This window comes from Neisseria sp. P0009.S007, assembly GCF_051962515.1.
The window spans coordinates 2,865-4,582 of the sequence record NZ_JBQCVF010000136.1 but is presented as its reverse complement, the minus strand read 5'-3'; the positions used below and the strand labels follow the sequence as shown (position 1 = coordinate 4,582).

The window sequence follows — 1,718 nt, the reverse complement described above, 5'->3', positions numbered from 1 at the left end:
GCGATTTCGAGGGCTTCGGCGGTGAACTTCGGCGCCATAAGGACTTCCATAAATTGGTTGTCGGTAATTTGTTTGACGGTTGCGCCGTCCACTTCGCGGTTGAAGGCGATGATGCCGCCGAATGCGCTGGTGGTGTCGGTGGCGTAGGCGAGTTTGTAGGCATCCAAGGTATTGGAGGCGATGGCTACGCCGCACGGATTGGCGTGTTTCACGATCACGCAGGCCGGCGCGTCAAAAGATTTAACGGCTTCCCATGCGGCATCGGCATCGGCGATGTTGTTGTACGACAATTCTTTGCCTTGCAGTTGTTTGTAGGCAGAAAGGCTGCCTGCGGCGGGGTAAATATCGCGGTAGAACGCGGCGCGTTGGTGCGGGTTTTCGCCGTAGCGCATGTCTTGCACTTTAATCCAGCTTTGGTTGAACTGGCTTGGGAATTCGCCGATTTGTGGCTGACCGCTCAAGACGTCGTCTGAAAGCGAGGTCAGGTAGTTGGAAATCATGCCGTCGTATTGGGCGGTGTGGCTGAATGCTTTGCGTGAGAGGTTGAAACGGGTTTTGTCGCTCAAGGCGCCGTTGTTGGCTTCGAGTTCGGCGGCGATGGCAGGGAAATCGGCTGTGTCGGTAACGATGGCGACGTGTTTCCAGTTTTTCGCGGCAGAGCGCACCATGGTCGGGCCGCCGATGTCGATGTTTTCAATCGCGTCTTCCAGTGTGCAGTTTGGTTTGGCAATGGTGGCGGCGAAGGGGTAGAGGTTGACGCACACTAAATCGATATTGCCGATGCCGTGTTCTTCCATCTTGGCGACGTGTTCGTCCAAATCGCGGCGGCCGAGGATGCCGCCGTGGATTTTCGGATGCAGGGTTTTCACGCGGCCGTCGAGCATTTCGGGAAAACCGGTATAGTCGGCAACTTCGATAACGGGAACACCTGCATCAGCCAAGAGCTTTGCTGTACCGCCGGTGGAGAGGATTTCTACACCGAGCTTGGTCAGGGTTTGGGCAAATTCGACTGCGCCTGTCTTGTCGGACAGGCTGATCAGGGCGCGTTTGATGGAAGACATGAGATTTCCTTTGTTGAAGGTTTAATCGATATGGGATGAATTTTCAGGGCGGTATTATCCGCTATTTTCGCCTTTTTGGCAGTAGGTTTTTATAGATATTGTTGACAATTTTATTGTAAAAGGCCGTCTGAAACTCGGTTTCAGACGGCCTGATGTTTTTGACTATTTAAATCCCATTTTCTTCGCCACGCATACTGCGCCTGCCATGCCTGCGCATAAGGGCATGAGCAAGGCAACGGGGGCGTAGGTGAGTTCTAAAACAAAGACGATGGCCGTCAGGGGCATTTTGAGGGAAACGCCGAGGAAAACGGCGGCGCCGACAACGGCCGCGCTTTCGGAGGACATGGCAGGAAAGAAAGTATTCCACGCGGCTGCGGCGGCAAAGGCAATGGTGCTGCCGAGCATCATGGACGGGGTAATCAGGCCGCCGTATGCACCTGCCGCCAGCGCCATCAAGACGACCAGCCATTTGACGGCGGTCAGCTCAAGGCTGTGTTGCCAGTCGGTCAATCCGCCAAAGGTCAGTTGGTTGCCTGCTTTGCCGTTGCCCAAAATTTCGGGAAACCAAACGGAAATCGCGCCAATGAGTGCAAACATACAGACGGCCAAGGGAATGATTTTGATGTTGTCGCGCTTGATGAAGGGGAACTTTTGGGC

2 protein-coding genes are annotated in these 1,718 nt (G+C 54.5%); both read right to left on the bottom strand.

The window, feature by feature from the left end; translation table 11 throughout:
* Window positions 1–1,061: bifunctional phosphoribosylaminoimidazolecarboxamide formyltransferase/IMP cyclohydrolase (gene purH / locus ACTHS3_RS10370; protein ID WP_440367916.1), on the bottom strand; the 1,061-nt coding region annotated here is incomplete at its 3' end.
* 162 nt (window positions 1,062–1,223) lie between these two features.
* The coding region (locus ACTHS3_RS10365; protein ID WP_440367915.1) for a chloride channel protein at window positions 1,224–1,718 on the bottom strand (495 nt) is incomplete at its 5' end.